General features: G+C 58.7%; 22 protein-coding genes. 12 read left to right on the top strand and 10 right to left on the bottom strand.

The window, feature by feature from the left end; all coding sequences use genetic code 11:
* Positions 1-127: 127 nt before the first annotated feature.
* Positions 128-520 (top strand): NADPH-dependent FMN reductase, encoded by a 393-nt coding sequence (locus ACP86_RS11325; RefSeq protein WP_094182574.1) that lies wholly within the window; start codon positions 128-130, stop codon positions 518-520.
* A gap of 70 nt (positions 521-590) precedes the next feature.
* Here the strand turns inward: ACP86_RS11325 and codA are convergent, their stop codons facing one another.
* From codA to ACP86_RS11290, 7 genes are all read right to left on the bottom strand, one after another.
* Entirely contained in the window at positions 591-1,820 is a 1,230-nt protein-coding gene (gene codA / locus ACP86_RS11320; RefSeq protein WP_008177348.1) for a cytosine deaminase, read from the bottom strand.
* 33 nt (positions 1,821-1,853) lie between these two features.
* Entirely contained in the window at positions 1,854-2,558 is a 705-nt protein-coding gene (locus tag ACP86_RS11315; protein WP_008177347.1) for a PucR family transcriptional regulator, read from the bottom strand.
* Positions 2,559-3,842, bottom strand: a complete 1,284-nt coding sequence (gene codB / locus ACP86_RS11310) for a cytosine permease (protein ID WP_008177335.1) — start codon at positions 3,840-3,842, stop codon at positions 2,559-2,561. It abuts the gene before it with no gap.
* 250 nt (positions 3,843-4,092) lie between these two features.
* Complete coding sequence (locus tag ACP86_RS11305; protein WP_053113905.1) at positions 4,093-5,274, bottom strand: acyl-CoA dehydrogenase; 1,182 nt, start codon at positions 5,272-5,274, stop codon at positions 4,093-4,095.
* A gap of 43 nt (positions 5,275-5,317) precedes the next feature.
* Positions 5,318-6,472, bottom strand: a complete 1,155-nt coding sequence (locus ACP86_RS11300; protein WP_053113903.1) for an acyl-CoA dehydrogenase family protein — start codon at positions 6,470-6,472, stop codon at positions 5,318-5,320.
* A gap of 9 nt (positions 6,473-6,481) precedes the next feature.
* The gene (locus tag ACP86_RS11295) at positions 6,482-7,678 is read right to left on the bottom strand and encodes an acyl-CoA dehydrogenase family protein (protein ID WP_053113901.1); all 1,197 of its coding nucleotides are present in this window, start codon (positions 7,676-7,678) and stop codon (positions 6,482-6,484) included.
* Between the two features lie 23 nt (positions 7,679-7,701).
* Complete coding sequence (locus ACP86_RS11290; RefSeq protein WP_008177331.1) at positions 7,702-8,478, bottom strand: enoyl-CoA hydratase; 777 nt, start codon at positions 8,476-8,478, stop codon at positions 7,702-7,704.
* Positions 8,479-8,693: 215 nt separating this feature from the next.
* Between ACP86_RS11290 and ACP86_RS11285 the strand changes: the two genes are divergently transcribed.
* From ACP86_RS11285 to ACP86_RS11260, 6 genes are all read left to right on the top strand, one after another.
* Complete coding sequence (locus tag ACP86_RS11285) at positions 8,694-10,358, top strand: AMP-binding protein (protein WP_053113900.1); 1,665 nt, start codon at positions 8,694-8,696, stop codon at positions 10,356-10,358.
* A 36-nt stretch (positions 10,359-10,394) separates the two neighbouring features.
* A complete protein-coding gene (locus tag ACP86_RS11280) occupies positions 10,395-11,162 on the top strand; it encodes an SDR family NAD(P)-dependent oxidoreductase (RefSeq protein WP_053113897.1) in 768 nt (255 codons plus the stop codon).
* 45 nt (positions 11,163-11,207) lie between these two features.
* On the top strand, positions 11,208-11,990 hold the full coding sequence (locus ACP86_RS11275) for an enoyl-CoA hydratase-related protein (RefSeq protein ID WP_053113894.1): 783 nt from the start codon (positions 11,208-11,210) through the stop codon (positions 11,988-11,990).
* A gap of 59 nt (positions 11,991-12,049) precedes the next feature.
* Positions 12,050-13,189: a cyclohexanecarboxyl-CoA dehydrogenase gene (gene aliB, locus ACP86_RS11270; RefSeq protein ID WP_053113891.1), complete on the top strand. Its 1,140-nt coding sequence runs from the start codon at positions 12,050-12,052 to the stop codon at positions 13,187-13,189.
* A gap of 64 nt (positions 13,190-13,253) precedes the next feature.
* Positions 13,254-14,465, top strand: a complete 1,212-nt coding sequence (locus ACP86_RS11265) for an ABC transporter substrate-binding protein (protein WP_053113889.1) — start codon at positions 13,254-13,256, stop codon at positions 14,463-14,465.
* A 178-nt stretch (positions 14,466-14,643) separates the two neighbouring features.
* Positions 14,644-15,114 (top strand): MarR family winged helix-turn-helix transcriptional regulator, encoded by a 471-nt coding sequence (locus ACP86_RS11260; protein ID WP_008177322.1) that lies wholly within the window; start codon positions 14,644-14,646, stop codon positions 15,112-15,114.
* A 42-nt stretch (positions 15,115-15,156) separates the two neighbouring features.
* Here ACP86_RS11260 and ACP86_RS11255 read toward each other — a convergent pair whose 3' ends face one another.
* The gene (locus ACP86_RS11255; RefSeq protein ID WP_053113887.1) at positions 15,157-15,549 is read right to left on the bottom strand and encodes a glutaredoxin family protein; all 393 of its coding nucleotides are present in this window, start codon (positions 15,547-15,549) and stop codon (positions 15,157-15,159) included.
* A gap of 160 nt (positions 15,550-15,709) precedes the next feature.
* Between ACP86_RS11255 and ACP86_RS11250 the strand changes: the two genes are divergently transcribed.
* The gene (locus ACP86_RS11250) at positions 15,710-17,392 is read left to right on the top strand and encodes an FAD-binding oxidoreductase (RefSeq protein ID WP_227507696.1); all 1,683 of its coding nucleotides are present in this window, start codon (positions 15,710-15,712) and stop codon (positions 17,390-17,392) included.
* Between the two features lie 10 nt (positions 17,393-17,402).
* On the opposite strand, the gene ACP86_RS11245 is transcribed toward ACP86_RS11250, so the two are convergent.
* Together ACP86_RS11245 and ACP86_RS11240 are read right to left on the bottom strand one after the other, a co-directional pair.
* A complete protein-coding gene (locus tag ACP86_RS11245) occupies positions 17,403-18,533 on the bottom strand; it encodes a putative sulfate/molybdate transporter (protein ID WP_053113885.1) in 1,131 nt (376 codons plus the stop codon).
* 38 nt (positions 18,534-18,571) lie between these two features.
* The gene (locus tag ACP86_RS11240; RefSeq protein ID WP_053113883.1) at positions 18,572-19,456 is read right to left on the bottom strand and encodes a helix-turn-helix transcriptional regulator; all 885 of its coding nucleotides are present in this window, start codon (positions 19,454-19,456) and stop codon (positions 18,572-18,574) included.
* Between the two features lie 118 nt (positions 19,457-19,574).
* Between ACP86_RS11240 and ACP86_RS11235 the strand changes: the two genes are divergently transcribed.
* The 4 genes from ACP86_RS11235 to fdhD all read left to right on the top strand — a co-directional run bounded on the left by ACP86_RS11235 (position 19,575) and on the right by fdhD (position 22,944).
* Positions 19,575-20,273 carry an ABC transporter permease gene (locus tag ACP86_RS11235; RefSeq protein WP_053113881.1) on the top strand — a complete coding sequence of 233 codons (699 nt, stop codon included), beginning with the start codon at positions 19,575-19,577 and terminating at the stop codon, positions 20,271-20,273.
* Complete coding sequence (locus ACP86_RS11230) at positions 20,270-21,013, top strand: ATP-binding cassette domain-containing protein (protein WP_053113880.1); 744 nt, start codon at positions 20,270-20,272, stop codon at positions 21,011-21,013. The genes ACP86_RS11235 and ACP86_RS11230 overlap by 4 nt, the downstream gene beginning before the upstream one ends.
* 68 nt (positions 21,014-21,081) lie before the next feature.
* Positions 21,082-21,888, top strand: coding sequence for a substrate-binding domain-containing protein (locus ACP86_RS11225; protein WP_053113878.1), 807 nt, complete (start codon positions 21,082-21,084; stop codon positions 21,886-21,888).
* A gap of 186 nt (positions 21,889-22,074) precedes the next feature.
* Complete coding sequence (gene fdhD, locus ACP86_RS11220) at positions 22,075-22,944, top strand: formate dehydrogenase accessory sulfurtransferase FdhD (RefSeq protein WP_053113876.1); 870 nt, start codon at positions 22,075-22,077, stop codon at positions 22,942-22,944.
* Positions 22,945-22,949: the final 5 nt, after the last annotated feature.

Raw genomic sequence — 22,949 nt, 5'->3', positions numbered from 1 at the left:
CTTTTTGAAGAGGCGCCCTTTATGCTGCTTTTCCAAGCAGACATTCCTACACGGATTCACTAAGCAGCCTTCGACGGCTTGTGACCGCTATCTAAGGACACCCCATGAAACTACAAACCATCCTCGCATGCAGAAATATGAGCATGAGCACACCAAAGCCTGGTCAGCGAGCGTAAATAAGGCAGATGCCTACGTCTTCGTCATTCCCGAGTACAATTTTTGCCCGCCGCCATCGTTCACGAACGCGTTGAACTACGTATACAACGAGTGGAACTATAAGCCTTGCGGGTTTGTCAGCTACGGCGGTGTTTCCGGTGGACTCCGTTCAGCCCAGGTTGCCAAGCAGCTGGTTACTACGCTGAAAATGATGCCGATGGTGGAAGGAGTAATGGTGCAGATGCCGTGGGAGAAACTGGATGACCAGCGCAACTTCCTCCCTGCCGAGCATCACACCGGCTCTGCCAATGCCATGCTGGACGAAATGGCGAAATGGGCAACGGCCCTGAAGTCGCTACGCTGAACACCAGAGTAGTTGAGCAGATTCCCCGGTTAGCAAACCGGGGAATCTGTAGCTTCTACTTCAACGGGCATCAACCCTGCCGGTTTATCAGAACACGGCCATCACGAATAGACGCGGCAACCGGCAACTGGCCCAACAGCACCTCGTAGGGCGACTGCCCCTGCAGAACAACACAGCGAGCCGGAAGTCCCTCCTCGATGCCGTATTCGTCCAGATCCAATGCTGCAGCACCGTTGTCGGTGATCAGCTCCAGCGACCGATCAATCCAACCCATGCCCAGCATGTGGCAGGCGTGCAGGCCTACGTCCAGGGTACGGAGCATGTTGCCGTTGCCCAGTGGATACCAGGGATCGCGGATGGAATCCTGGCCGAAGGCCACCTTCAGTCCCGCATCCAGCAGTTCCGGAACCCGGGTCAGGCCACGACGTTTCGGATAACCATCGAAGCGGCCCTGCAGGTGCAGGCTTTCGGTGGGCATCGACAGGAAGCGCAGGCCGGATTTCTTCAACAGGCGGAACAGCCGGCTGCAGTAATGGTCGTTGTACGAGCCCATGGCACAGGTATGGCTGGCGGTGACCCGTGAGCCATAATCCAGCTTGAGCGCCTCGGCAGCGAGCACTTCCAGGAATCGGGATTCGGGATCGTCGATCTCGTCGCAATGCACGTCTACGAGAAGGTCGTTTTTGTGGGCCAACGCCACCAGCCATTGAACCGATTCAACGCCGTAATCTCGAGTGAATTCGAAATGGGGAATGCCACCGACCACATCGGCCCCCAGACGAACCGCCTCTTCCATCAGCTCCTTGCCCTGGGGAAATGACCAGAGACCTTCCTGGGGAAAAGCGACAATCTGCAGGTCTACTGTGTCAGCCATACGCTCACGCACTTCCAGCATGGCCTTCAGCCCTGTCAGCTTGGGGTCCGTCACGTCCACGTGGGTGCGGACGTGCTGAATGCCGTTATCGGCAAACAGCTTCAACGTCTGTTCGGCCCGACCGATCACGTCGTCGTGAGTCAGGCTGGCTTTGCGCTCAGACCAACACTCGATACCTTCAAACAAGGTACCACTCTGGTTCCAGCGTGGCTCGCCGGCGGTCATGGCCGCATCCAGGTGGATGTGCGGCTCCACGAAAGGAGGAGCGACCAGATTTCCGCCGGCGTCCAGCTGGTTCTCGGCAACGCTTTCAGTCGCATCCTGCGCCGTGACACTGCTGAATTTTCCATCGGTGATGGTCAGCCGGAATAACCCCTCACGGCCCTGCAACCGAGCATTGGTAATAGCGTTCAGATTTTCACTCATAACATCTCCACACAGATTTTCCGCTGGCTTGAATCATGGCCGCGACAACAGATGGGCCAGCACCAGGGTTTTGAAATATTCATTCGGTTCAGACTCCGGAGGCATCTCCGCGACCAACCGATTCATCCGGTTCCGGATGGTATTTCTATGGCAGCCAAGGGCTTCAGCCATGGCGCACTGGTTTCCACGCTCCTGAAGCCATACCTCCAGGAGATCTCGACTACTGTCCAGCAACCCGGCTTCCACCTCAGGCAGGTACTGCCGGATAAGTCCTTCGAGCTGATGACTGCCGATACCGGCTATCAGCGCCTCCGCCAGCCCGCCTTCCCGGGGCTCTTGCGACCGCTCCGATGCGACAATCGCCCGGGCGATGGTTTCGGTCACATCCACCATTGGCAGCGAGTAAGGCTGCTCAAACAACGGCATGGCCAGCTCATCCGCCAGACGACTTAACATGGCCGGTAGCTGCCCGATGTAGGCATCGCCGGTCAGCACAACCAGCCCCGATATACCGCAGTCCCGACCTTCATAGAGGCACTCGGCCAGATTGGCCGGGCTGCGGTGGCGGCTGATACCGGTGACAAATACCAGCTCGCCACCCCTGACCCAGTTGGTGAAAGACCGGTTCTCCGCCAGATAAGGCCAGCGCACCGTGTTGTCTGCGCCGGAACTCCCACCCCGCAGATGGATGGCCCCAAGGCCAGGGAGCTCCGGAATGTCACGGCACGTCAGGGCCATTTACACCGCTCCCAGAACCTGGGCCCGGCGATCACGAACGGCCTCACTGACCACAAGCACTACACCATAACTGGCCGCGGCAACCAGTACGCCAACAATCGGCGCGATCCATGGCGAGGTATAGGCCGCTGCCGAGCCTATGGCATAGGCCGCCAGCCCGGGAATATTGAACGCGGGCAAGGTCGCCGTTTCGAGTGACGGGTACTCGCGCTTATAGCCAATGAAATAGCTGGCCATGATGACGCCGCCAATGGGCGGAATGAAGGTTCCAAGCAACACCAGGAACGGGATAAGCCACTCATACATACCCAGAACAGCCAGCACTGTGCCGATGGCGGCACCGCCCACTGTCACCAGCTTGCGCCGGCGGGTTCGAATCATATTGCAGCCGGCCACGGCGAAGTTGTATACGGTATTATCCTGCGTTGTCCAAAGATTCAGGAAGAGCATGAGAATACCCAGGGTCGCCAGCCCCTGCGCCACCATGATATCGACGATATCCGCCTGCTGGTAAACCAGAGCACCAAAGGCGCCAATCAGCGTCATCAGTCCATTACCGAGGAAGAACGCCAGTAGGGTCGCAATCACCGCCGTTTTTCCGGATTTGGCAAAACGGGTCCAGTTGGTAGCCTGGGTGCCTCCACTGACGAAAGTGCCGAACACCATGGTAATGGCCGCAGCTACGGTCATTTCGTCTGAGGGGGTAATGGCGAGTAATCCCGAAAATCCACCGGCGTCCGAGGTGGCGATTGTCATACTCACCGCTACCAAAATAATCATCGCCGGCACCGCAAAGCGGGACAGCATTTCCAGCCCCTTGTAGCCAATGAACGCGGTGATACAGAAGCCGAAACCGAACACCACCATCAGCGGCGTGGTCCAGCTCTCGGGCAAGCCCGTCAGCTTGACCAGGAGAATGGCCATGGTCGCCGTGCCCCAGGCGTACCAGCCGATCTGGGTAAAGCCCAGGATGAAGTCGGAGAGTTTGCTACCCAGCTCACCGAAGGTAAAACGGGACATCAGGGCCGTATTCAGCCCCGATTTTGCAGCGATGTAGCCAAGAATGGCGGCGTAGGTACCCAGAAGAAGGTTACCGGCTGCCAGCACCAGCAGCATCGTTGAAAAATCGAATGCAACACCGATACTGCCGCCCGCCCACATGGTGGCGGTGAAAAAGGTGAAGCCAAGCAGAACCAGGCCCATGGACCAGATACTGCGGCGCTGGTCCATGGGCACCGGGCTGAGCGGGTAATCCTGTTCCTGTGGAGTTACTTGTGAGGTCATTGCCTTGTCTCTCTTTGATGAAAACACGAGAGAAAGATGGCAACGTCTGTGCCATGTGGTCCTCACGACCATGATTTGAGAGAGTGGATGACACCTGACCTGTGCACTTTGCACAATCACACCAGGTCGGGATGTCGTCGCATCCCGGGTTCGCCCTGACCTGGTGCAAAAAAGCAGGCCAACGCTCATTTCAGTGCAGGACTGCCCAAAGACCAGACCCTGCAATACCGGCAATCCTGGATGAGAATGATCAAAAGAACGCCTGAATACCGGTCTGGGCTCGACCCAGAATCAGAGCGTGCACATCGTGAGTGCCTTCATAGGTATTCACCACTTCCAGATTCACCAGATGTCGCGCCACCCCGAATTCATCACTGATGCCGTTCCCCCCGAGCATATCCCTGGCCAGGCGGGCAACATCCAGAGCCTTGCCGCAGGAATTGCGCTTCATGATGGAAGTGATCTCGACGGCAGCCGTGCCCTCATCCTTCATCCGACCAAGACGCAGGCAGCCTTGCAGGGCCAGGGTGATATCGGTCTGCATATCTGCCAGCTTTTTCTGGATCAGCTGGTTGGCCGCCAGCGGCCGACCGAACTGCTTACGGTCCAGCACATACTGGCGGGCGGTGTGCCAGCAATCCTCGGCGGCACCCAGAGCACCCCAGGAAATACCGTAGCGGGCGGAGTTCAGGCAGGTGAACGGCCCCTTCAGCCCTCGCACGTCCGGGAAGGCGTTTTCTTCCGGCACAAAGACGCCGTCCATCACGATCTCGCCAGTGATCGAGGCCCGCAGCCCTACCTTGCCGTGAATGGCCGGGGCACTCAGGCCCTCCCAGCCCTTCTCCAGAACAAAGCCGCGAATTGCGCCGTCATCGTCCTTGGCCCAGACCACGAACACGTCAGCGATTGGGCTGTTAGTGATCCACATCTTGCTGCCAGTCAGGCGGTAACCGCCGTCCACCTTGCGGGCGCGGGTCGCCATGTTGCCGGGATCGGAGCCATGGTCTGGTTCGGTCAACCCGAAACACCCGATCCATTCTCCGGAAGCGAGTTTGGGCAGATACTTCTGGCGTGTTTCCTCATTACCGAATTCGTAGATGGGCACCATCACCAGAGATGACTGCACACTCATCATGGACCGGTAACCGGAATCCACCCGCTCCACCTCGCGAGCGATCAGGCCATAACACACGTAATTCAGGCCGCTACCGCCGTATTGCTCGGGAATGGTACATCCCAGCAGGCCTGTCTCGCCCATCTCCCGGAAGATCTCCGGGTCGGTCTGTTCGTTGCGGAAGGCTTCCAGCACCCGGGGCCGGAGCTTACTTTCGGCAAACTGGCGAGCACTCTCGCGCACCATACGCTCGTCTTCGGTCAGTTGCTGGTCCAGCAACAGCGGGTCTTCCCAATTGAAACTTGCTTGGTTGGCCATGTCGGTTGTCTCCGATTGTTGATCTTGTCTTGATGGCGGGTGGTCAGGCCACCTGCTGTGAAGCCTGCCGGGGTATCTCCAGCAGGGCCGAATACTGTCCGAGGTGGAAGTCGTCATCCCCGAACTGATGAGTCAGCATCACCAGGCGCTTGGCGTGGTGGGCCAGTGAATATTCCCAGGTCATACCAATACCGCCGTGCAACTGGACAGACTGCTCGGCAATCAGCTGCGACGCCCGGGCCACGGTGAACTTGGCAGCAGCAAGCCGTCGGCTGCGACTTTCCGAATCCGGGTCGTCTGCCACACAGGCTGCAAGAATGGTCATGGAGCGCGCCAGCTCGAGTTCGCCGCGCATTTCCGCCATCCGGTGCTGAAGCGCCTGGAAGCGGCCAATCGGTGAGCCGAACTGCTGGCGCGTTTTCAGGTAGTCCAGAGTCAGCCGGAAGGCCTCCTCCATACTGCCTACCGCCTCGGCGCACTGCGCGGCAACCGCACGGCCACGCTGATAGGCCAGCGCCGGCGCGGCCTTACCCGCCGGTCCGAGCAGGCTGTCCGCCTCGACGTAGACATCCGCCAGTGCAAGATCACAGGCCCTTGGGCCGTCTATGCAGGGGTAGCTGGTGCGCGAAACACCCTCAGCCGCCGGGTCCAGCAGAAACAGGCTTACACCTTCACCATCACTCATCCGGGCAGTGACCAGGATGGTGTGGGCAAGCTCGCCGCCGATCACTACCCGTTTGCGGCCGCTCAGACGCCAGCCCCGTTCACAGGGCACCGCCTGGCATTCAATCGCCTCCGGATGGTAATGGCTACCTGCTTCCTCGTCGGCCACCGTCAACAGACGCTCGCCTGCCGCCACCGCTGGCAGAATCGACTGCCGCTGTTCGGCGGAACCCAGTTGCTCAACCAGGCCGGCAGCATAGATCTGGGAATGCAGGTACGGCTCAAGACACAGGCCCCGGCCGAGCTCCTTCATCACCAGCATGTTTTCCACGCCTGTGCCGCCGAAGCCTTCGTACTCGGCAGCGATTGGCACCGAGGTAATGCCCAGCTCTGACAACTGGCGCCAGAACTCCGGGCTGTAACCCCGGGGGCTCTGGTAGAATGCCTCCCGCTGCTCAAAACTGTAGGTGTTGCGGACCAGACGCTCGACCGTATCAGCCAGCATCTGTTGCTCTTCGTTCAGTTCAAAATTCATAGTCCCCTCCTACAGCTCCAGAACCAGCTTGGCGATGATGTTCTTCTGAATTTCGTTGGACCCGCCGTAGATAGACAGCTTGCGCAGATTGAAGTACTGGCTGGCCGGCGACGCGCCGTAATCCTGATACAAAGGCTCGCCATGGAAGTCGGGTTCCAGCTCCGGCTCCAGGAACGGCAGCGCGTTCGGCCCGAGCGCCTTGCGCATCAGATCGGTGATCGCCTGACGGATCTCCGAGCCCTGAATCTTCAGCAACGAGCTCTCCGCCCCTGGCACCCCACCATCGCGGGTGGCGGCCAGAATGCGAAGGGTGCTCATCTCCACCGCCAGCAGGCGCATTTCCAACTCGGCAATCCGGGCGCGGAACAGGGGATCGTCAATCAGTGATTGGCCGGCCACCGTCTCGGCACTGGCAATCTGCTTGAGGTGTGACAGCGCCGCTTTTGACTGGCCGATACCGGCCTGGCCAGTACGCTCGTGGGTGAGCAGATACTTGGCACAGGTCCAGCCCTTGTTCTCCTCACCAACCAGGTTTTCCACCGGCACCCGAACGTTGTCGAAGAACACCTCGTTGACCTCGTGTTCACCATCGAGGGTGATGATCGGGCGCACAGTAATGCCTGGCGTATCCATGTCGATCAGCAGGAAGGAGATGCCCTCCTGCTTCTTGGCGGAAGGATCGGTGCGAACCAGGCAGAAGATCCGGTTGGCATGTTGGCCCAGGGTGGTCCAGGTCTTTTGACCGTTGACCAGGTAATGATCGCCATCCCGCTCGGCGCGGGTTTTCAGGCTGGCCAGGTCGGAGCCGGCGCCGGGCTCGGAATAGCCCTGGCACCACCAGTCCTCGCTGCGCAGAATCCGCGGCAGGTAGTAATCCTTCTGGGTCTGGGTGCCGAACTTGATGATTACCGGTGCCACCATGTTGACGCCGAACGCCACCAATCTGGGCGCTCCAGCGGCGGCGCACTCCTCGTCAAAAATGTGCTTCTGCACCACGGACCAGTCGGTACCGCCATGCTCGACCGGCCAGTTGACGGCATACCAACCCTTCTGGTTAAGAATCTTCTGCCAGCGCTGATGATCCTCTTTGGCAAGTCGACGGCCCAGACGGACATTCTCTGCAAGGTCGGCCGGCAGATTCTGTCCCAGAAACGCCCGCACCTCACTGCGGAAAGCCAGCTCTTCGGGGGTGAAATGAATATCCATAATCGCTCCTGAGCTTGTAAAGGTTAACGGTGCTTCCACTGGGGCTGACGTTTCTCGAGAAAAGCAGTCATACCCTCGCTTCGATCCTCGCTGGAAAAACTGGACCACAGCAGCCGGCGTTCGTATTCAACGCCCGCTCTCAAAGGGGTCTCGAACGCCTGATTAACCGCATCCTTGTTGATCATGGTGGCCATCTGCGAATAGCCGGCGATTTCCCCTGCTACCGCCATGGCCGTATCAAGCAGATCGTCAGTTGGCACGACCCGGCTGACCAGACCACTGCGCTCAGCTTCCTGCGCATCCATCATTCGACCGGTCAGGCACAGGTCCATAGTCTTGGCCTTGCCAATGGCCCGGGCCAGCCGCTGGGTACCACCGGCTCCGGGCAGGGTGCCAATCTTCACTTCCGGCTGGCCGAAGCGGGCGTTATCGGCGGCAATCAGTAGGTCACACATCATCGCCAGTTCACAGCCACCGCCGAGTGCCAGGCCGGCCACCGCGGCAATCACCGGCTTTCGGCATCGGGTCACGGTTTCCCAATTGGCGGAGATGAAGCGCTCACGGTAGGCCCGGGAAAAGTCCAGGGCATGGACTTCGGCAATATCCGCGCCGGCGGCAAAGGCTTTCTCGTTGCCGGTAATGACAACGGCGCGGATGGCCTCATCCGCTTCCAGGACTTCCAGAGCGGAAGTCAGTTCGTTCATCAGCGCGTTGTTCAACGCGTTGTAGACCTCTGGTCGGTTGAGTCTGACCAGGGCCACAGCGTCGTGCTTTTCAAGCAATATATTGCTGTATTCCATAACCATCTCCGCTAACAGATTTTTTCTTATTACTTCTTCATGAAGCCCATGTAGGACTATTTGTCCGATTTCTAGAGGCTACACCCGAATATTTTTTAAGGCAACATATTGACATATTATTTTGAGAAGGCGTATGTTGAAACTGACAAGGCAACGACCTGCTTATGCGGGCTGGCCACCCAACAAAAACAAACCGGACACAACAGGTGAATCAGATGGATACAGGCATCACTCTCAATCCGGAACGCCGTGACGCCATGCTGGAAAGCGGCGCCTGGAACGACAAACTCATTACCGACTACCTGGATCAGGCAGTCGCCAGCACTCCAGACCGGGAAGCCATCGTCGGCTACCAGGTCACCAGCGACACCCGCACCGCCCTCACTTATCGGCAACTCAATAACAAAGTCACCCGCATGGCGGCCGGCCTGGCCGGCATGGGCATCGGTAAAGGCGACGTGGTGGCCTACCAGCTACCGAACTGGTGGCAGACCACCGCCCTGCATCTGGCCTGCATGCGCATCGGCGCGATTCTGAATCCGCTCATGCCTATTTTCCGGGAGCGGGAACTGCGCTTCATGCTCAAGCATGGCGAGGCCAAACTGCTGGTAATACCAAAGGTCTTTCGTGGCTTTGACTACGAGGCCATGATTGACGGTATTCGGGGGGAGCTGCCGGATCTCGAAACCCTGCTGGTCATCGGGGGAGAGGGCGAGCGTAGCTTTGAACAACGTCTCACGGAGACCCCCTGGGAAGAAAAGCAAGACACCAAGGCCCTGTTTGCCGAGCGCCAACTCACCGCCGACGACGCCATCCAGATCCTTTACACCTCCGGTACCACCGGCGAACCCAAGGGGGTCATGCACTCCTCCAACACCCTGTTTTCCAATGTGCGTCCTTACGCCGACCGCCTGCACCTGAGCTCGGACGACAAGGTGTTAATGGCCTCCCCGGTGGCCCACCAGACCGGCTTCATGTACGGCATCATGATGCCCATTTACCTGGGCACCACCGCCATCCTCCAGGACATCTGGGACGCAGACTACGTCTGCAAGGTGATTGCCGCCGAGAAGCCGGCCTTCACCATGGCCGCCACACCGTTCCTGGCGGATCTGGTGAAAACCGCACCCAAGCACGAGGGCGAACTGGATTCCCTGCGGATCTTTGTCTCAGCCGGCGCCCCCATCCCAAGTGCCGTGGTGGAACAGGCCGGCAAGGTTCTGAAGGCAAAGATTGTCTCGGCGTGGGGCATGACCGAAAACGGCGCGGTCACCATGACCTGCCCGGAAGATCCCGCCGAACGTGCCAGCCAGTCCGACGGCAAGGCCCTGCCCTTCATGGAAGTGAAAGTCACCGACTTCCAGGGCAACGAACTGCCTGCCGGTGAGGAAGGCAGCCTGCTGGTTCGGGGCTCCAGCCTGTTTGTCGGCTACCTCAAGCGCCCCGAACTCTATGGCGTGGACGAAGCCGGTTGGTTCAATACCGGGGACCTTGCACGCATAGACAAGGACGGCTACATCCGCATCACCGGCCGCACCAAGGATGTGGTCATCCGGGGCGGTGAGAACATTCCGGTCGTGGAGGTGGAGAACCTGCTCTACAAGTTCCCCGGTATTGTCGATGTCGCCCTGGTGGGCTGCCCGGACGAACGCCTGGGTGAGCGCCTGTGCGCCTACGTCACCCTCGACGAGAACGCCACCGATCTGACCCTGGACCAGGTCAAGGCCTATCTGACCGATCAGCAACTGTCCAAAAACTACCTGCCGGAATATCTGGAAGTGATCGAGGCCATGCCTCGCACCGCCTCCGGCAAGATCCAGAAATTCAAACTGCGGGAACAGGCGAAAGAAGTGCGCCTGGAGCCGGCCAAACGCGCCTGACCCGACCCATTACTCTGAGCAACAGGAGAACAACCGATGAAAGGTCTTAACGGAAAAACAGTCATTGTTACCGGTGGTGGTGGCGGCATCGGCCGCGCCGTATCCCTGCGCTTCGCCGAAGAAGGCAGCCTGGTTGCGGTTCTGGACCGTGACGAAGCCACAGCCCAGGCCACGGTGGACCTGATCACCGAAGCCGGTGGCAAGGCCCGCGCCTACGCCGCCGATATCACCAATTATGCGGCTATTACCGAGACGGTGGCGGCTATCGAAAGCGATCTGGGCGTGCCCACGGTGCTGGTCAACAACGCCGGTTTCGACCGCTTCATGCCGTTCCTGAAAACCGAGCCCAAGCTCTGGGACCAGCTGATTGCAGTGAACCTCACCGGCGCCCTCAACATGCACCACGTGGTGCTGCCGAAAATGATCGCTGCCGGTGGTGGCAAGGTCATCAACGTGGCCTCTGACGCCGCCCGGGTCGGCTCCTCCGGTGAATCCGTCTACGCCGCCTGCAAGGCCGGCCTGGTGGGCTTCAGCAAGACCGTGGCGCGGGAACTGGCCACCAAAAACATCTGCCTTAACGTGGTCTGCCCCGGCCCCACCGACACCGCGCTGCTCAAGGGCGTGGCGGAAACCGCTCCGAACCCCGAGAAACTCCTGGAAGCCTTCCGCAACGCCGTGCCGATGAAGCGCCTGGCCCAACCGGAAGACTACCCCGGCATCATCGCTCTGCTCGCCAGTGACGACGCCAATTTCATTACCGGTCAGGTGATCAGCGTGTCCGGTGGCCTGACCATGGCCGGCTAAGCGCCCCTTTCCACAAATCAAGACAACGAATCAGGAGCACGCACCATGAACTACGAAGACATTCTCTACGATGAATCCAACGGTGTCGCCACCATCACCATCAACCGCCCGGACCGTTACAACGCCTTCCGCGGCCAGACCTGCATGGAGCTGCTGGACGCCTTCAACCGCGCAGGCTGGAACAAGGACATCGGCGTCATCGTGTTCACCGGCGCTGGCGAAAAAGCCTTCTGCACCGGCGGCGACCAGGGCGCCCACGAAGGCCAGTACGACGGCCGCGGCCTGATCGGCCTGCCGGTGGAAGAGCTTCAGCGCACCATTCGCGAAGTGCCCAAGCCGGTGATCGCCCGGGTCAACGGCTTCGCCATCGGCGGCGGCCACGTGCTGCACGTGATCTGTGACCTGAGCATCGCCTCGGAAACCGCCATCTTCGGCCAGGTCGGCCCGAAAGTCGGCTCGGTCGATCCCGGTTTCGGCACCGCTTACCTGGCGCGGGTCGTCGGTGAGAAGCGCGCCCGGGAAATCTGGTACCTGTGCCGCAAGTACAATGCCCAGCAGGCGCTGGACTGGGGCCTGGTGAACGCCGTGGTGCCGCCGGAGCAACTGGACGAGGAAGTACAGAAGTGGTGTGAGGAAATCCTGGAGAAGAGCCCCACTGCTCTCACCATTGCCAAGCGCTCGTTCAACGCCGATAGCGACAACATTGCCGGTATTGGAGCCCTTGGGATGCAGGCCCTGAGCCTGTATTACGACACGGATGAGTCCAAGGAAGGTGTTAACGCTTTCAAGGAAAAGCGCAAACCGGACTTCCGGAAATTCTACAAGTAAGCGGACCGCTCCGGTGGTCTCAAAGGCCACCGGGTCACAAACAATGCCCGGAGAACACTATGAATTTCGGATTCAATGAAGAACAGAACGCGATTCGCGAGGTTGTGGCCCGCTTTAGCGCCGAGGTGCTGGCTCCGGGCTATCGCAAGCGGGACCAGCAAGGCGTCATCGAAAAGGATGTCATCCGCCAGCTCGGCGAAATGGGGCTGCTCGGTGGCGAACTGCCCGAAGAATTCGGCGGCAGTGGCATGGACTGTGTCACCAGCGGTCTGATCATCGAGGAAATCTCCAAGGGGGATTTCAACGTTGGCTACATTCCGCTGCTGACCTCCCTGAATGGTCAAATCATTGCCAGCCACGCTGCCCCGGACCTGGCGAAGGAGTGGCTGCATGGCATGACCAGCGGCCAGAAAGTGGCCTGCATCGCCCTGACCGAACCCCACGGCGGCTCCGACGCCGCCAACCTGCGCCTGAAGGCGGAGAAGAAGGGCGACGTTTACGTACTTAACGGTGAGAAAACGTCCATCTCCATGGCCGACCAGGCCGACGTGGCGGTGGTGTTCGCCCGCACGGGCACCGTGGAACAACGGGCCTCCGGCATTAGCGCTTTGCTGGTGCCCATGGACAGCCCGGGCATCACCACCACCCGATTTGAAGACAACGGCCAGCGCGCCATCGGCCGCGGCTCCATATTCTTCGACAACGTGGAAGTGCCGGCCCACAACATGATGGGAGACGAGGGCAAAGGCTTCAAACAGGTCATGCAGGGCTTCGATTACAGCCGCGCGCTGATCGGCCTGCAGTGCCTGGCGGTGGCCCAGCAGTCCCTGGATGAAACCTGGCAGTGGCTGACCGAGCGTACCGCCTTTGGCCAGCACCTGTCGGCGTTCCAGGGCCTCACCCATCCACTGGCGGAATACCAGACGTACGTTCATGCCGCCCGCATGCAGTGTTATCAATCGCTCTGGCTAAAAGATAACAACCTGCCTCACAACGCCGAGGCGGCGATGAACAAATGGTGGGGGCCAAAGCTGGCATTCGACGTAGTCAAGCAATGCCTGCTGGCTCACGGCCATACCGGCTGGGGTGAGGATCTGCCGTTTGCCCAGCGCCTGAGAGATGTCCTTGGCCTTCAGATTGGCGATGGCACAGCCCAGATCATGAAAAACATCATTGCGAAGGAATACCTACAGAAGTAAGCAAACCGATCAACCCAACAAAAGCAACAAGAACCGAAACCAGTATCGTAGCGGAGATAGAACAATGAAAAATACAAAAAAGCTTCTGCCCTCAGTCGTTGCCTCAGCTCTTATGGCAGGCAGTGCCCAGGCCGCCATATCTGGAGATACGGTTAAGCTGGGGTATCTCGCTGACATGTCCGGCACATACCGTGACCTTGCCGGCCCTAACGGTTTGACTGCGATGGAAATGGCGGTTGCTGATTTTGGTGGCAAGGTCAACAACGCCAGAATTGAAGTCGTCAGTGCTGACGACCGCAACAGCCCGGACGTTGCTTCCAGCACCGTGCGCCGCTGGGTAGAAAACGACGGAGTCGACATGGTTGGCGGTTTGGTGGCCTCTTCTGTGACAATCGCCACCACCAAGATCCTTGAAGAGAACAACAAACTGGCAATGATCTCCGGGTCCGCAGCCTCAAGCATCACCAACGAACATTGCACCCCAAATCATATTCAGTACGTCTATGACACCTACGCACTGTCCATTGGCACCCCAACCGCGATCGTTCAGGAAGGCGGCAAATCCTGGTACATACTGACCGCAGACTATGCCTTCGGTCATGCCATGGAAGCTGACGTCACACGGGTTGTAGAAGCCAATGGCGGTGAGATTCTGGGAAGCATCCGCCATCCATTCCCGACTCCTGACTTCTCTTCATTTATTTTGCAGGCCCAAGCTTCTGGCGCCGATGTCATCGCTCTGGCAAACGCCGGTGCAGATACCACCAATGCGATCTCCACTGCGGCAGAATTCGGTATTACCCAGTCAGGCCAAACCATTGCCGGTCTTGTCGTATTTATCAGTGACATTCACGCTCTGGGACCCGAAGCGGCCCAGGGACTGCAACTGACTACCGGTTGGTACTGGGATATGAACGACGAGACTCGTGCATGGTCTGATCGTTTCATGGAAGAAACCGGCACCCGTCCAACCATGGTGCATGCGGGCATCTACTCCAGCACGATGCAATACCTGAAGGCGGTAGAAGCTACTGGCTCGGATGACCCCCAAACTGTCCGCCAGCATCTGATAGAGACTCCGATCAACGACATGTTTGCCAAAAACGGTCGTATCCGTGAGGACGGCCGCATGGTTCATGACATGTTTCTGGCTCAGGTGAAAACTCCGGAAGAATCTACCGGCGAGTGGGATCTGTACAAGATCGTTCGAACTATTCCCGGCGACGAAGCGTTCCGACCGCTTTCCGAGAGCAAGTGCAAGCTGATCACCAACTGAGTGAAGACTGCGACTACGGAGTTTCCTGCGAGATCTCAGGAAACTCCGGATTCACAGTGCCCTGCTCCTCCGGCGTGACCCAAGAAAATGCGGAAGATCACCCCGGATCTATGTGAAGATATCGTTGATGAATAGACTCAAACGTCTTGCGAACCATTCTTTACCAACGGGATACGAAATGATCGTCAACGAATCCGGAGGCATCCCCAACCGCCTGTTTTTCCGTCTGTTCCAGACAGGAAACATCCTGCAACGCCAGGTTCAGAATGAAATGGGCATCAGCGCCGTGCAGTGGGCAGTACTGGGTGCATTATCTCGAGAAGGATTCGAAGATGGCACCTCATTCAACCAACTGAAAGAGTACCTCTACGTCAGTCGCCAAAACCTCGATGGCGTGCTCAAACGAATGGAACGAGACGGGCATGTTGTTCGGATACCGGATCCCCAGGATCGCCGAGCTCGACTCGTGGTTCTTACCGAATCTGGCCGCACTTTCTGGAATCGACTTCAGGACACTATTGCCGAATTTTACAGACAGGCCATGCAGGGGATGAGTTTTGATGACGGCGTCAGCCTGCTTCACCTTCTGAAAAAGCTTCAGCATGAACTCATCGACATATCCCTGGAATCGAACATCCCAGGGGAATGATCGTGACTAGCTAACGCCCTCTCCAAAAATCAGCAACGGCAATCAGGCCGGCTCAAACCGCTCCTGTAGCCACGCCTTGATCTCGTCAGACTCATACAGCCAACGATCACTGCCATCCTCCTGATGAATCTTCAGGCAGGGCACCTTGATTTGGCCGCCGCCGGCTTCCAGCGCCGCACGATGTTCCGGGTCATGCTGGGCGTCGCGGGTTTCAATGTTCAGACCGAGCCGTGCGATTTCCTTTCTTACCTTGATGCAGAACGGGCAGGCCTTGAACTGGTACAGGGCGAGGTTTTTGCTGGCCTCGTCGGCGCGGGCTTGCTCTTCAGCACTGCGGGTCACGCTTTCAGGCGTGCTGAGCTTTTCACTGAGCAGCATGAAGGGCGTCAGTACCAGACGCAGGGTGCGAAAAAAATAGCGAATAATAACTCTCATGAGTAAGACTCAAACTCCGGGTTTCTTGGTAAAAGTCGGCCTGAACGATGTCGGCATTCAGGATTGATTTGCGTACTTGATAGCGGTGTACGAGGATATCATTTCAACAGATGAAGTGTTCAGAGTAACGGGGGCAGACCCCTCATTGATGGAGAATCCGATGTCTGAGTCCGGCACCAAATCTCTGCGCAAACCCCTGCGATTCTGGGGTTGGGGCTATGCGGATGAGGATCTGCATCCCGAAGAACACGCCATGATCGAGACCGTTACGAAAATGTTGGTGCCGGAAGGCCTGGTGGAGATTGAGCCACCAAAGGTTGAAGACTTTGACCTCCCAGCATCCCGGTTGCTTTCTGTTCCCGAGCATCTCTCAGACATCATTTCCACTACGAACTACGACCGCCTGGTGCACAGCTACGGGAAGTCCTACGCCGACATGGCCAGGATGCTGATGCGAAAAGTGCCCAACCCGCCCGATGCCGTCGCCTTTCCCAAGACGGAAGACGATATCCAGCAACTGTTTCGCTATGCGGCCGAAGACAATATTGCACTGATCCCGTTCGGTGGCGGCACCAGTGTCTGCGGCGGCGTTGAGCCCGATGTTGGCGACACCTACCAGGCGACGATCAGTGTCGATATGGAAAACCTGAACCAGATTCTGGAGATTGATCCTATCAGTCGTCGCGCCCGGATCCAGGCAGGAATCAAAGGCCCGGATCTCGAGCGGCAACTGAAGCAACATGGTTTGACACTGCGCCATTACCCACAGAGCTTTCCGTTCGTGAGTCTGGGCGGCATGCTGGCAACCCGCGCTGGCGGCCATTTTGCGACCGTATACACGCACATCGAAGACATGGTGGAAGCAACCCGGCTGGTCACGCCAAAAGGCATCATCGAGACCCGCGCTCTGCCCGGCTCAGGCGCGGGCCCTTCGGCAGACCGCATGATCTGTGGCTCAGAAGGTACGCTGGGGATCATTACCAAAGCCACCATGCGATTACAGCATCGACCAAAGTGGCGGGCCACGGCGTCCGTCCGCTTTGATCGCTTCATGAACGGTGTCGATGCTGTCAGACAGATCGCGCAATCGGGTTTATTCCCGTCGAATTGCCGTCTACTGGATGAGGCCGAAGTGGTGATCAACCGGATCGCTGACAAACCCTGCGCCATTCTGGTTCTTGGTTTCGAATCCGCAGATCATCCGCAAGACCAGAAAATCGAGCGGGCCGTCGCCATTGCCGAAGAACATGGCGGTGTTCTGCAAAAAGATGGCATTAGCTATAACCCGGATCATGCAGAAAAAGGGTCCAGCGAAGCCGAGTCCTGGAGAAATGCCTTTATCCGAATGCCCTACTGGCGCAATCGATTAACCGCCATGGGCATGATTGCCGACACCTTCGAAACCGCGATCACCTGGGACAGGTTCCCGAGCCTTTACAAGGCAGTAAGATCAACCATGGAGTCCGCGCTTCGCGAGATCACGCAACGACCATTTTCATTCTCCTGCCGCTTTACCCATGTTTACCCGGACGGGCCTGCGCCCTATTTCACGTTTTATTGCGTGGGCGACACTACCGGCGATCTGGGCAAGGCCTTGGAAAAGTGGAAACAGCTCAAGCGCATCTCCATGGAAGTGCTGGCCGAGCAAGGCGCTACCGTCACACATCACCACGCCGTTGGCCGGGATCATCGCTTTGGCTATGAGCAGCAGACATCACCGCTGTTTCGTCAGACCCTGGCGGCGGGCAAGCACTTCCTGGATCCTCAGGGCATCCTGAATCCGGGCGCTTTGTTTGATCCGCAGGATAAAAACGTTGGCATTCGGGGGGTATTGGAAGACTGAGGCAACTCTCTCAGTCCTGATGCACACCGTTGAAACGTCCCCGCAACCAGGCAGTCCGGAACGTCTCCGCCGCCACCCCGGCCAGGAATCCGAAAAACGGGTCAGCCCAGAAGGTAATCAGTGCGGTGATTCCGATCACCGGCCAGCAGGATGGTTTCGCGGTCCAGAGACGCCTGGTGAGGCCAAGCTCGACAGCTGCGACCATGAGCAGGGCGCCGAGACCGGCCGCGGGTACAGCCGCGATAAACGACAGCCCGCCGGGTACGATTGCCACCAGAAGCAACCCCACGCCCAGCAGGACGGGCGCAACGCCCGTGCGGGCACCGAAGCGATAGTGTGCCGCAACACCCCCAGCGCCATGACACATGGGCAAGGCACCGAACGGAACCAGGCACAGGTTGGCCAGGCCGGTTGTAACGGAAAGACGCGCAGGCGAGACCCGGGACTGGTCGCCGAAATAATCCCCGACCACCAGGGCCGTCAGAACGATCGCGTTGGTGATGGTCAGCGCCAGTTGTGGCAGCACCAGGATGGAAAATCCCTGCTGCCAGTCATCCATTGAGGGCAGCTCCGGCATCGAGAAAATCGCCGGATCGGCCGGTAGCGGTAGCCCGGGGGAGCCCAGCAGCGCCCCGAGAACCATCGCAACGGCAAGACCAAGCAGTGCCGCAGGCCAACTGGGGAAAAGTTTCAGGGTGACGGCCAGCAACCCAAGGACCAGGAGCCCCAACGGCAAAGAGGTAGTCATCAGTTCCAGGCTCATGCTGGCCAACAACAACCCCAGCCCCAACTGCAGGCCGCTCAACACCGACCCCGGTACCAGGCGCGCAGCCCGGTTGATCCACCCGGTTGAACCGAGAATCAGAAGAATAGCACCGATCAGAACACCACTGGCAACGAGGCTTTGGGCGCTGACCTGGGTGGTAAGAAGAAGCGCGGCCACCGCTTTCATGGGTTGCACGGGCACCGGCAGTCGATAATACAGCCCGGTGGCGATATAGAAGAGAGCAAAGCCCAGCAGAACCGGTACCGGCGCCAGCCCGGCTACGCCAATGGCGCCGAGGCTCAGTGGCAGCAGGGTACCAATGTCACCCAAAGCGCCGCTGAACTCTTTGACCGTTCTGTTTCCGATTGACCCCATGCAGGCCCCTGCTTGATCTGCCTGTTTATTATTTTTGCTCAGGCGTTGTACACAACGTTTCCAAGCTCACTGATATTATAACCACCCAATGCCTCCGCTCGCTGAACAAATCGTTCACTGCGGGCAAAAGCCAGCAATCGCTGCATGGCGGGTTCGAAGTAATGACGCCGGCGCATGGCCAAGTCAAAATGCTCCTGCTGCAGCGGGATAAACGCCAGGCCCTGGCGCCTTGCCGCCGCTTCTATACCTATGCCCACGTCCGCCTCCCCCTGGCGAATGGCCAGGGCCAGATCATCCTCGCTGAGTGAAGGATGCTCGGCCCAGGTCAGCTGACTGCCCTCGATACGATGGCGGGCAAGCAGGCTCTGCAACAGATGACTGACACCGGCATTCGGCTGTCGATGGGCCAGGCGAAGACCGGGCCGCGCGATATCCTCCAGTTGTGTCAGTTTGTGGGGATTGCCCGGCGCCAGGAGCAGGCCCTGCTGTCGCTTGGCCCAACGAATCAGCACCAGGTCTCGCATCCCGGTCAAACCCAGGGTTGCCGGATCGTTATAACGCTCGCTCTCGGCGTGCCAGATATGCATACCCGCGAGCATGGCCCGACCATCGACCAGTCGCTGCACCCCATCACCGCTTCCCTGGCACAACATGGCCAGCTCTGCGTTGCTCTCCTTTACCGCCCATTCGAGCAGCGGGTCCTGACTGCCCACCAGCACCGGCGGGGTTGGCGCACTGATCGCGTCGTCCCCTTCCAGGTGGTTCATCAGCCACAAATCAATACGCTGGCGTGGGAACAATAGCTTTCCGGTAATTCGCACACAGGGAATGACACCCTGGCTGACCAGATCGTAGACCTTGCGTTCTTTCAGGCGCAGATACTCGGCGGCCTCGGCCGTAGTGAGATAGGCGGGAAGGGACATCGGTTTCTCCGGCGGATCGGGCAAAAGCACCAGACTGTTTTTGGCTGCATATTTTTCAGCAGGCTGTGCAAAGCGTAGTTAAAAACGCCACGATACTCAACAATAAGGAGACGCTGCTGTGGAAGATAATGCGTTTTACGTAGCGCTGTCGCTACTGGTGAATCTCGACGCCTCGCTGTACCAGATCGTGGTGCTTTCGCTGCAGGTTTCGCTTCTGGCAGTCCTGATAGCGGCAACGCTGGGTTTTCCGCTCGGTGCGGCAGTCGCGTTATGGCAGTTCCCCGGGCGCGGCGGGGTAATTGTGGCGTTGAACGCGCTCATGGGATTACCTCCGGTTGTGGCCGGGCTTGGCGTTTACCTGCTGCTGTCGCGGGCCGGGCCTCTCGGGGAGCTGGGGCTTCTGTTCACGCCCGGCGCCATGGTGATTGCGCAGGTGATTCTGGTATTGCCCATTCTCGCTGCGCTTTCCCGGCAAAAAGTGGAGGAGTTGCTTGGTGAATACCGGGAACAGTTTGTCTCTCTGGGCATGTCCAGGGCGCGCATGATGCCCACCCTGCTGTGGGATGCCCGCTTCGCCCTGCTGACCGTTCTGCTCGCAGGGTTCGGGCGGGCCAGCGCCGAAGTAGGCGCCGTGATGATGGTTGGCGGCAACATTGATGGTGTAACGCGGGTCATGACCACAGCCATCGTGCTGGAAACAAGCAAGGGCGCCCTGCCCCTGGCGTTGGGTCTGGGCATCGTGCTCCTGACCCTGGTTATGGCCATCAACGCAACGGCCTACATTCTGAGTGAAATGGCAAAAAGGCGCATGGGATGACTTCGTTGAACGTGCCTCTCAACAATTCGATCGAGCTCAGCGCACCCCCTTCGCTGCGTTTTGAAAACGTTGAGTTCAACCCTTTCGGGCACCGGCTCTTTGGTCCCTGCTCGTTCACGCTCGATGGCCCCGGCCCCACGCTGGTAATGGGCCCCAATGGCGCCGGCAAGAGCCTCATGCTGCGACTGGCGCACGGACTGCTCACACCGACGGAGGGCGCCGTGAGCTGGTCAGGCGCCAGCGCGCCCCGCCAGGCCATGGTTTTCCAGACGCCGATCCTTTTGCGCCGTTCGGCGCTGGCCAACCTCAGGCACGCACTGGCAGTCAACAACGTGCCACGCAGGCTGCGAACAGAACTGGCACTCGAAGCCCTGGCGCGGTTCGGTCTGTCCTCCTGCGCCGACACGCCCGCCCGGGTGCTGTCCGGTGGTGAAAAACAACGACTGGCACTGGCACGAGCCTGGTCGCTTTCACCGGCAGTGCTGTTTCTGGATGAACCCACCTCCGCACTGGATCCGGCTGCGATCAAGGCCGTGGAAGCCGCCGTGCAGGAATTTCACAAGCAGGGTACCCGCGTTGTAATGACCACGCACGATCTCCACCAGGCACGTCGACTGGCCGGCGACGTCCTGTTCCTTTCTGAAGGCAAAGTACAGGAGCACACATCCGCAGATATCTTTTTCCGAGCCCCTGTCTCGCGCCACGCACAAGCCTACCTCAACGGCGAGCTCGTAGCCTGATCCACCAATAAGAAACCGCATCGGACTACCGATTTCTTGATGAATGAATACCAAAAGGAGATAACAAGATGAAAAAGACACTTAACCTGGTTCTTGCAGCCGTCACTACCGTGGGCCTGGCCTTCAGCGCCCATGCCGAAGATTACATAACGCTGGCCTCGACAACCTCAACCGAGAACTCGGGCCTGTTTGATTCGATACTGCCAAAGTTCGAGGACACCACTGGCATCGAAGTGCGCGTTGTCGCCGTTGGTACCGGCCAGGCCTTCGAAATCGCCCGCCGTGGTGATGCCGACAGCCTTCTGGTACACGACACCGCCGGCGAGAAACGTTTTGTGGAGAACGGCTACGCCACAGAGCGGGCCGACGTGATGTACAACGACTTTGTATTAATTGGCCCTGCCGATGATCCGGCCAACATCAGCGAAGCGAAAACCGCCGCTGAAGCGCTGTCTGCCATTGCCGAAACAGAGGCACCGTTTGCCTCTCGTGGTGACGACAGTGGCACCAACCGTGCAGAACTTCGCCTGTGGGAAAGTGCCGGTGTTGAACCGGGCGGCAGCTGGTATCGCGAACTGGGCAGCGGCATGGGCCCGACCCTGAACACTGCCGCCGCCATGGATGCCTATGTGATGTCAGACCGCGCAACCTGGGTCGCGTTTGAAAACCGCCAGAACCTGAAGCTGCTCTTCGAAGGTGACAAAGTGCTGTTCAACCAGTACGGCAGCCTGCTGCTTTCTGAAGAGAAGCACCCGCACCTCAAGCATGAGATGGCCGCAAAATGGCATAACTGGCTGCTGTCCGACGACGGACAGAAGGCAATTGCCGACTTCAAAGTAGACGGGCAGCAACTGTTCTTCCCGAACGCCCAGTAGGACAAATCGGGCAAAGTTCTAAGGCCCCTGGCCTGACCCGGTTTTACCCAAAGCAAAAGCCCCGGCATGGCCGGGGCTTTTTATTGGCTGAAAGCAGCTGTTTTTCCCGAATGCCAAATAAGCTAATCTCTGCCAATCTCCGTACAACTTCCATTCTGCGGCATTCATGAAACGGCTATAACAAAAATGACGATTGATCCCATACTTCCCGATCCCACGGATCCCCGGCTTTCCCGGCCGGTAGAAGGTGTTGACGAAAACGGCGAGGCCAAATCGATCAGCGTGATCGAAGAGCGCCCACTGACCATCTATCTGAACAGCCAGGAGATCGTCACGGCGATGACCATTGGCGATCACCCCGAGTACCTGGCCCTCGGCTTCCTGCTCAACCAGGGCATGCTGAAAGAGACCGATGAGGTCACCGGGATCGATTTTGATGAAGAACTCGAGGTTGCCGTGGTTCGAACCTCCAGCGTTACTGATGTCGAGGACAAGCTGGAAAAGAAAACCCGTACCTCCGGATGCGCGGTGGGCACGGTCTTTGGCGACATGATGGCCGGACTGAAAGGGCTATCTTTGCCAGACACCCCGGTACACACCAGCACCTTTTACGACCTTTCCTACCAGATCAACCACACACCCAGCCTGTACATGGAGACCGGCGCCATCCACGGCACCGCGCTTTGCCAGGGCCAGAAAATCCTGGCCTATATGGAGGATGTCGGGCGCCACAATGCCGTGGACAAGATTGCTGGCTGGATGCACCTGAACAATATTTCTGCGGCCGATAAAGTGCTGTACACCACCGGGCGACTCACCTCGGAAATGGTGATCAAGACATCGCTCATGGGCATTCCCACTCTTATCAGCCGCTCCGGCTTCACCGCCTGGGGCGTCGATATTGCCCGGCAAGTCGGGCTGACCCTGATCGGGCGGATGCGAGGCAAGAAATTCACCTGCCTGAGCGGCCAACACCGCCTGGTGTTCGATCAGGACCTCTCGCAGGTTCCCGATGAAGACAAAAAGCTGCGTCGAAAAGGGGCTCGGCATGATTGACGGAG

This window comes from Marinobacter sp. CP1, from assembly GCF_001266795.1.
In the GTDB taxonomy this organism is placed as follows: domain Bacteria; phylum Pseudomonadota; class Gammaproteobacteria; order Pseudomonadales; family Oleiphilaceae; genus Marinobacter; species Marinobacter flavimaris.
This window is presented reverse-complemented; position numbering and strand designations above follow the sequence as displayed.